Consider the following 8,416-nt stretch of genomic DNA (forward strand, 5'->3'; position numbering starts at 1 on the left):
GTCACGAGGGGATCCACCGGTCGCGTGCCGCCACTGATGACCTGCTGGGTGGCGGGGCCGTCGAAGTATCGCTGCCCGCTGTCCAGGAATTCCTGACGGGTGGCGCTATTTATCCAATCCTGCAGACGACCGACGGAGTCGAAAGCGGTAGACCACGACCCATTCGGGCTGCACCGCGCTGGGAGCGGCGAGCTCGGCTCCGAGGAATCCCGGATAACCCGATGCCGCGGCGTTCAGATCCTCCTGCCAGGACCTGAAGGCCTCCTCGGAACCCGGGCGCACCTGCTGGCCGATGATGACCGTCGCCGCGTTGTCGGTGAGTTTTCCGGCTCCCATCGCAGTCTCCTCACGGCTCGGGTCGGACCGGAACCGGTATGAGTCGCCGATAGATGCGCTCGGGCGTGAGCGGCAGCGCACGGAATCGGACGCCCGTCGCGTCCTGCAGCGCATTGGCCAGCGCGGGCGCGACCGGATTGACGCAGCACTCCGCGATGCCTTTCGAGTGCATCGCCCCGACGGAATCGGCGGAGTCGACCGTCAGTACTTCGGTGCGGGGAATGTCGGCGTAGGCCGGGATGCGGTAGTTGCGCAGGTTCGGGTCGACCATCGCGCCGTTCACGTCGACGTGGAAGTTCTCGGTCAGCGCGAAACCGATGCCCTGCGCGACACCGCCCTCGATCTGGCCGCGCACCTGCGCCGGGTTGATGAGGACGCCGGCGTCGGTGGCGTGCACGCTGTAGAGGATGCGGATCTCACCCGTCATCCGATGCACGGCGACGCGGAAGCCGTGGGTGTTGAAGACGACGCTGCGCGGTAACCCGAAGGCCTTGCGCGCCTCGGTCAATCGGATGCCGCGACCGCGCGCCACCTCGATCAGCTCCGACAGCGATACGCGGCTGTCACAGCAGACGATCCCGGTGTCGTCCATCGCACACGAAGCGATATCGACACCGGTATGTTCGGCCGCCAAGAACAGCATGCGATCGCGCAGCGCCTCGGCCGCCCGCAGCACCTTGCAGCAGCCCTCCTCGGCGGCCCCGACGGTATCGGCCAGCACCGCGACCACGCGTTGACAGACGAAGCGCACCATGTCGTCGAGGATGTAGGTGTCGCTGGGATCGACGAGGTGATCGGTGTGGATCGCGGTCGTGAAGCGCTTGCGCGGCACGTCCTCCCAGGTATAAACGCGATGCACACCGGGAACCGCGAGCGCCGCGGTCTTGTCGATCGACACGATGCGGGCATGGGCGTGCGGGGAGCGCAGCATCTTCAGGTGCAGCATGCCGTCGATCGCGGTGTCCATGGTGAATTCGGCGCGACCGGTCACCACCTCGGCGCCCGCCGGAGTTCCGACGCTGGTCCCGATTACTCGGCCCGGCCGGGCGACCTCGATCTCGGCGACACCGTGCACCGCGTCTTCGATCGCCCGGTAGCCGGTGCAGCGGCAGAGGTTGCCCTTGAGCGCGCGCGAAAGGTCTTGCCGCTGAGCGTCGGTGAGCGCCACCGTGGTCATGATCAGGCCCGCGGTGCAGAAGCCGCATTGGAAGCCGGGACCGTCGCGGAACTGTCGCTGCATCGGGTGCATGTCCTCGGGTGAACCGAGACCTTCGATAGTGGTGACCGCACGTCCCTCGGCACGAAATGCGGGCGTGATGCAGCTGTGCACGGGATCGCCGTCGAGCCATACCGTGCAGGCGCCGCAATCACCCGCGTCGCACCCCTTTTTGACACCGTGGCAGCCGAGCGAGCGCAGGAATGTGCGCAGGCACTGACCCGGATTCGGCGCGGCGTCGAAGGTATTTCCGTTCACGCTGTATGTCACGGCGGACCGCCTTCGCTGAGCTCGACGCGGATCTCCTCGGCGAAGTACCCGGCCAGGTGGTGCCGGTGGTCGGGTGTGCCGTTCGGGTCGCTGAACCACAGGCCTTCGGGGATGGCGTCGATGCGTTCGCGCAGTGCGGCGGCGGGCATGGTGTCGAACGCCAAGCGCACCGGGCGGGTGGTGCCCGCGGTAATGGTGAGCAGCAGGTCCGCGGTCCACGGCGACTGGGTGGCAATCAGGAACAGCGTGGAGCGGCCCAGGCGCGTCAGGGAGAAGCGCCGGTGCGCACACCGCTTGCGAAGTGCGCCGACCGAAATATCGATCCGGCGCACGATCTCGCCGGGGCCGAGGACGTTGCGGTGGTCGCCGAGGACGAAGTCGGCGGCATCGACGGTGCGTTCGGATCCGTCGGGAGCCCACACCGTGTATGTGGCTTCGAGCGCGACCGTCAACGTGATCATCGGGCCAGCGGGCAGCGACATGCAGATATTGCCGCCCACCGTCGCCGCGTTCCAGACCTTGAACGAGGACAGGAACGCCTCACAGCAGGTGGTGAACAGCGTCCCGGCGGGCCAGTCACTCGGCGGCGCAAAGGAATTCAGCTCGCGGATGGTGCACGTCGCGCCGATCGCCAGGCTCGCGGCGCTCGGCACCAGGCTGTCCAAGCCGAGTGCGGTGAGATCGAGGAGACGGCGCAGCTCCGGCTGCTCGGTCGAGAACAACCAGGTTCCCCCGGCCAGCCACGCGTCGCCGTCGCGCCAGGCCGCGCCCGGTCGGTCGGAAGGTCGCCGAACGATATCGGTGATCGTATTGAGATCCATAGCGCCGCTCCCTCTGGGAAGGTGCCACCGATCGCCCGCCGAGTTCGATCACGCAACAACGACTCTTTCGGGGTCATCGCCGATCACGTACTCGCCTTGGGTCAACGTACCCGACCCGACTAGGACGCGACCAGCAATCCCGCAGCCACCATGCGGCCGTTGCGGATCAACTCCTTCGCGAGCTGTGCTTACCGGCACCAGCTGGCGAGCCAGGCGCTGTGTCCGAGGTGACGGCGCCGTTCCAGGCGGCATCGTCGGACAGCGCGGCGTGTGTGCCGCCGGATACACGCCGAACGGCGGGAACCGCGACGGTCGCGACGCTGGCGGCGACCGCGATCGCGGTGAGTAGCACCATTGCCCCGTGCAGCCCGGTGTGCGCCGCCAGCTGGCCGGTGGCCAGGTAGGCGACGGGTGTGAGCAGCGTCGAGCCGAAATCATCGATCGATCTCACGCGCGATAGCACGGCCAGCGGTATCCGCTCCTGTAAGAGTGTGCGCCAGTACACCATTGCCATCGAGACGGCGGCTCCGGACAGCGCGCTGTAGACGCCGATGATCGACAGACCGAGCCCGCTGACCAGCAGCGCGGGACGCGCCGCCGCGACGGCCAGCAGTGCCGCGCAGACCGCGGCCGGGCGAGCGGCGGATATGCGCAGCGCGACCGCGCTCCCGAGCACGGCACCCGCGGCGAAGGTCGCCATGATCACCGCCCACCCGTCCGGACCGCCGAATTCCAGCTGCGCGACCTGCGGCCCGAGCACGAGTACGGCGGGCACCGCCACCGCGCTGAATACGGTGAAGTTCGCTATCGAGGTCCACAGCCAGGTCCGGGTCGCCACCTCGCGCCAGCCGGTTCGCAGTGCGATCAATAGGGGTTCCGGTGCAGTCCGCTCGCTCGCGGCCGGGCGGCGGACCCCGAGCAGCACAACCGCGCTGATCAGGAAGGTAACGGCATCGACGGCCACCGCCGCACCGAGCCCCGCCGCGGCGATGAGTACCGCACCCAGCGCCGGACCGACAACACGCAGCAGGCTGCTCGACATGGCGACCAGTGCGTTCGCGGCGCGCAGTGAGTCGGCGGGCACAAGTTGCGCGACGATGCCACCCAAAGCCGGAGTGAACAGTGCCTGCGCGCCGCCGTAGATCATCTGCAACACCATGATCTGCCACAGCTGAGCCGCCCCGAATGCCAGCAATACGGCCAGTACGGCCTGGGTGGCCGCGCGGGTGAGATCCGCCGCGATCATCAACTCGCGACGCGGAAACCGATCGGCCAGCACCCCGCCGAGCAAGAGCAGTCCGGTCAGCGGCACGAAGCGGGCGGCGAGGACGCCACCGAGCGCAGCGGGTGATCCGCCGATCTCCAAGACGACGAAGGTGAGCGCGAGCACCGCCGGGGCATCCCCCGCCATCGATACCGTCTGACCGACGAAGAGCAAACGGAAATCGCTCAGCCGCAGGATATTACGCGCGCTCATCGAACCACTCGCGCACGATGACGGCCGCCTTGTCCGGCGGGACCATCGACACGCCGTCGCCGCGCGCCCCGCGCCACATCTCGTACACGACACGGGATTCCGGCTCCACCACCGTTTCGCCCGCCGCCCGCAGACTCGCCACATGCCGCTGGATCACGGGCTTGTCCCACATGACCTTGTTCATATGCGGGAACCACAAGCAGGGTCGCGGCGCGGCGAGCAGTGTGGTCGTCGCGGGCGTCGACGCGAGTCCCAGCGCCGAGGCCGCGACCAGGTGCGCGGTGGCCGGGAGCACCACGATGCCGTTCGAGGTCAACGCGAGTTCGACCGGATTGAGGGTCGGGCTTTCGGAGGTGATGACTTCGTCGGCCAACCAGCCGACCACTTCCCGTGGTACGAATCGCTCCGCGCTGCGGGTGAGCAGCACGACAATCTCGCCGGGCTGAGTCTTGCGAAGTTCGGTCAGATAGAGCGGCAGGACCAGGGATGCGCTGGAGCCTGCGGCGATCACCACGAGCGCGCCATGGCGCATGACTGATCTCCTATCGATGGAAGCGGGGATCGCCCGGTACGCACGGGCGATCCCCTCGGGTTCAGCAGGTCGGGCCGTCGTCGACTCCTGTCTCGATCATGGGATTACCTCCTTTCACTTGTGCGAGTTCGGGTTTCAGAACCGGCAGTTGCCGGGGTCCGGTTCGCTGATGCCGGAGGGTTGGCCGGTCGGCGTGATGAGGACAACGTCGAGTGTCAGCGGTTTGTCGGTCTCGTTGCGCACGGTGTGGACGTGGCGCGGGTGCTCGACCCAGCCTCGACCGACGCCGAATGTGGTTGGCGCGCAGTGCCGATCGTCGGCCTCATATCGAGTCGCGATGCCGTCGGCGACATTCACGAGTACGTCACCGGGATGCGAATGCCAGCCGACACTGCCGCCAGGGGCCACGGTGAGCACGGAGAACTGGACATCGACGGGGCCGTCCGGAGCGATATGGATCGGCTCGGTGACAGTCGCCTTGCTGAGTTGCTCGCCGGTCACACCGACATTCGGCGTGGCCACTGCGGGCAGTGTCGCAGCGGTCGACAATACGGCGAGACCGATTGCCGCACCGATGAATCCAACACACCGACGGACGCTGCTGGACATGGATATCCTCCCCGCGAAATAGACCTGTTCTCCGCTCCGTGCCAGCTCCTCCCAGCCGGTCGGTGCGGTTGCGAACAAGCATCCGGGCGATGCCTTTCACCGGCATCTCACACGCGTCTCACGAGATATCCGCGCTGCTCACAACACCGAAATCTATTGCGGCGGAGCTATTTCGCGGCCGAAACGGCGGAGGCCGACCGGGCAATCGCCCAGTCGGCCTCGTGCGGCGTGCCCTTCGATCAGTCTGCGGACACCGCGGACTCGGCAACCTGATGGCCGGAGCCCCTGCGCCGGAACGGTCGCAACCGCCGCGGCGGCCGCGGCGGCTGCGCCTCGGCCGATTCCGGATCCTGTACGCGAGTTGCCGTCGCCTCGATCCAATCCGATGCCTCGACGGCCCCGTGGCGCGACAGATCGGTGCCGCGCACCGCCTGTTCGCACCGGCGAGCCAGATCACGGCGATCGAGTCCGGGATTCTCGACCGGCTCGAGCACCACCTCGGCCACCATGCCGCGCGAGCGCAGAACCCGCTTCGCCGAAGTGCCGAAGCCGTCGTCACCGACGAATCCGGGAATGGTCGACTGGGTGCCGTGCGCGTCCAGATACCGCACGCGCACCGGCTGCACCGAGGTTCCGGTGTCCACCGCCGCCTGGAAGAGCGCGGGGCGCATCCGGCCGTAGGCGCGGCCACACCAGGTGGTCCCCTCGGGGAACACCGCGACTCGATCCCCCGCCGCCAGCCGTTCACCGAGGCGCGCCACCACACCGGGCAATTCGCGCAGTCGTTCGCGTTCGATCGGAATGACCCGCATGAGTTTGGCCAGCCCACCGAGCAGCGGCCAATCGACCATATCGGCGCGGGCCACGAAGCACAGTGGCTGCACCGCGGCCATGACGACCACATCGGTCCAGCCGATATGTCCGGCCACGATCAGCAGCCCGTCACCCGAATCGCCGAAGCGCGCATCGGCCGACTCCCCCGCATCGGCTCGGTTGTCGACAACGCGCAACCGAATCCCCAGACAGCTCAAAACACTTCGCGCATACCGCCGCTGCAGCTGTTCGCGCCGTCCGCGCGGCGTCACAACATTGACAACGGGAAAGCTGAGCAACAATCCGGCCACGCCGAATAGTCGGCCGATCACCCGTGCGGTGCCGATCTCATCGACCGGATCGATACAGCCGGGCCCACATGGGCTCGACGGCATCCAGGAATGCGCGGTGCGCTCTGCGGGCGGCGCGTCGAACACCATCTGACTCACCGTCCCCCGTCGAGTGCATTGGCCGCGTCTTGTAATCGGTTGAGGTAGCGGGTGTTGATCGTGTTCAGACCGAGCAGCGCGACGAAATCGGCGACCGCGAAATCCGGATCGTGCGCCGGTTCACCGCAGATCTCCGCGCCCAGGCGCAGGTAGCCGCGCAGCAGCGGAGGCAGCTTCGGGCGTGCGGGCGGCGTCATCTCGTCCAGCGTCAGCCCGTCGACGACCACCGGGCGATGGGGGTATACCCGCCGCTCGGGATCGGATCCGTGGCGGCCGAGCAACATATCGCGCACGCCGCGCACATTCACACCGGCCGGATCGGCGGGGGTGTCCTGCATGGGTACCGAGACGCAGCCCATCACCCATTCGTATCCGGTGAGCTGGATGTAGTGCAGGATGCCCGCCCACATGAGGGTCAGCACCGAGCCGTTGCGGTGGTCGGGCACCACACATGCACGGCCCATTTCCACGATCCGGTTGCCCTCCGGATCCAGTTGGGCCAGCTCGAATTCGGTGGCCGTGTAGTAACCACCCGCGGCAGTCACCTTGTCCGGCGGCAGCATTCGGTAGCAGCCGACGAATTCCTCGGTCCGGTCGTCTCGGACCAGCAGATGGTCGCAGTGCTCGTCGAAATGGTCCGCGTCGAGACCCGTTCCGTTGTCGGGAATCCGGAAGCCGGGCTCACTGGCGAAGACGCCGTAGCGCAGGCGCTGCGCGGCCAGTCGGTGCGCCGAATCGGAGGAGACGACCAGCGAATACCGAGACCGTTCCGCCCCGGAGTCCGTCGGTCGAGCCGGGGCTGTCAACACGGACGAAATAGTCATATCCGTGATGAAGCCAGTCCGAAACTGCGCCCTAGCAACCTCGAAGTGTCGCCGCGATGCCGGTTCGGTGAACGAGATGATGATCACACCGAGCGTTCACCGAACTGTCGCGTCGCGTTCCGTCTCCCGCATCGCTACCGCCGCCTTTTGCCTGATCCGTGACCTTTTCGGAACAGTCAGGCGGCGTCGCGCTCCGATATCCGGACCGGATCCCGCGCCGTATCCACCTCGTCGAAACCGGGTCGGCCCGTGCCGATGAAGGCGACGAGCCACGAGGCCACGGCGGCGAAACGGTTGCGGAACCCGACCAGGTACAGCAGGTGCACCGCGAGCCACATGGTCCACGCGATGACGCCGCGGAAGGTGATGTGCTCGTTGAGTTTCACCACCGCGCTGAACCGGCTGATCACCGCCATGCTGCCCTTGTCCCAGTACTTGAACGGGGTGCCGGGGAGCTGCTTGCGGCGAATGATGTCGGCGGCGTGCCTGCCCTCCTGCATGGCGACCGGCGACTGGCCAGGATATCCGTTGAGCGAGGTCATATCGCCGATGGCGTAGATATCGGCATGTCCGCCGACCGTCAGGTCCGGATTGATCAAAAGCCTTCCGGCCCGGTCGGTTTCGCAGCCGGTGGCCTCGGCCAGGATCTGCGCGAACCCGCCCGCCTGCACACCCGCCGACCAGACCACCGTCTCGGCCGCGATCCGGCGCTCGATGCCCTGCTTGTCCTTGACGGTCACCTTGCCGTATTCGATATCGGTCACGAAGGTGCCGAGCAGCACCTCGACACCGCTCTTGGTCAGCGATGCCTTCGCGTACTCCGACAGTCCGCCACCGAAGGGCGGCAGCACCTCGCCCGCGCCCTCGACCAGCGTCACCGAAACTTCTTGGTGGTAGTGCCGTTTCGCGAGTTCCTTCAGCTGACCGGCAACCTCGACACCGGTCGCGCCCGCGCCGACCACTACGAAGCTCAGCAGTCGCTTGCGGGTCTCCGCATCGGCGCCCTTGGCCTCGGTGAAGACGCGTTCGATCTGTGCGCGCAGCAGCTTCGCATCGTCGATGGTCTTGA

The 8,416-nt window shown here is 67.2% G+C and carries 8 protein-coding genes and 1 pseudogene; all 9 read right to left on the reverse strand.

Going from position 1 to position 8,416, the window contains the following annotated elements; all coding sequences use genetic code 11:
* A pseudogene (locus NP3_RS41915) lies at positions 1-336 on the reverse strand (antibiotic biosynthesis monooxygenase); the annotation flags it as partial.
* A 10-nt stretch (positions 337-346) separates the two neighbouring features.
* Positions 347-1,822, reverse strand: a complete 1,476-nt coding sequence (locus NP3_RS41920; RefSeq protein WP_063047258.1) for a molybdopterin-dependent oxidoreductase — start codon at positions 1,820-1,822, stop codon at positions 347-349.
* On the reverse strand, positions 1,819-2,643 hold the full coding sequence (locus NP3_RS41925; protein WP_063047259.1) for an FAD binding domain-containing protein: 825 nt from the start codon (positions 2,641-2,643) through the stop codon (positions 1,819-1,821). Before NP3_RS41925 ends, NP3_RS41920 begins: the two co-directional genes overlap by 4 nt.
* 166 nt (positions 2,644-2,809) lie before the next feature.
* Positions 2,810-4,120 (reverse strand): MFS transporter, encoded by a 1,311-nt coding sequence (locus tag NP3_RS41930; RefSeq protein WP_063047260.1) that lies wholly within the window; start codon positions 4,118-4,120, stop codon positions 2,810-2,812.
* On the reverse strand, positions 4,107-4,652 hold the full coding sequence (locus tag NP3_RS41935; protein ID WP_063047261.1) for a flavoprotein: 546 nt from the start codon (positions 4,650-4,652) through the stop codon (positions 4,107-4,109). The genes NP3_RS41930 and NP3_RS41935 overlap by 14 nt, the downstream gene beginning before the upstream one ends.
* A gap of 135 nt (positions 4,653-4,787) precedes the next feature.
* Complete coding sequence (locus NP3_RS41940) at positions 4,788-5,261, reverse strand: cupin domain-containing protein (protein ID WP_063047262.1); 474 nt, start codon at positions 5,259-5,261, stop codon at positions 4,788-4,790.
* 239 nt (positions 5,262-5,500) lie between these two features.
* A complete protein-coding gene (locus NP3_RS41945) occupies positions 5,501-6,514 on the reverse strand; it encodes a lysophospholipid acyltransferase family protein (RefSeq protein WP_245721338.1) in 1,014 nt (337 codons plus the stop codon).
* Between the two features lie 5 nt (positions 6,515-6,519).
* Entirely contained in the window at positions 6,520-7,347 is an 828-nt protein-coding gene (locus tag NP3_RS41950; protein ID WP_063047264.1) for a GNAT family N-acetyltransferase, read from the reverse strand.
* A 176-nt stretch (positions 7,348-7,523) separates the two neighbouring features.
* Positions 7,524-8,416, reverse strand: an 893-nt coding sequence (locus tag NP3_RS41955; protein ID WP_063047263.1) for an NAD(P)/FAD-dependent oxidoreductase, incomplete at its 5' end; no start/stop codon positions are given.

It is taken from the genome of Nocardia pseudovaccinii NBRC 100343 (genome assembly GCF_001613225.1).
In the GTDB taxonomy this organism is placed as follows: domain Bacteria; phylum Actinomycetota; class Actinomycetes; order Mycobacteriales; family Mycobacteriaceae; genus Nocardia; species Nocardia pseudovaccinii.

Excerpts from the sequence above, each read along its gene's own strand:
- NP3_RS41925 (WP_063047259.1), bottom strand. The coding sequence starts at position 2,643 with ATGGATCTCAATACGATCACCGATATCGTTCGGCGACCTTCCGACCGA.
- NP3_RS41930 (WP_063047260.1), bottom strand. The coding sequence starts at position 4,120 with ATGAGCGCGCGTAATATCCTGCGGCTGAGCGATTTCCGTTTGCTCTTC.
- NP3_RS41935 (WP_063047261.1), bottom strand. The coding sequence starts at position 4,652 with ATGCGCCATGGCGCGCTCGTGGTGATCGCCGCAGGCTCCAGCGCATCC.
- NP3_RS41940 (WP_063047262.1), bottom strand. The coding sequence starts at position 5,261 with ATGTCCAGCAGCGTCCGTCGGTGTGTTGGATTCATCGGTGCGGCAATC.
- NP3_RS41945 (WP_245721338.1), bottom strand. The coding sequence starts at position 6,514 with ATGGTGTTCGACGCGCCGCCCGCAGAGCGCACCGCGCATTCCTGGATG.
- NP3_RS41950 (WP_063047264.1), bottom strand. The coding sequence starts at position 7,347 with ATGACTATTTCGTCCGTGTTGACAGCCCCGGCTCGACCGACGGACTCC.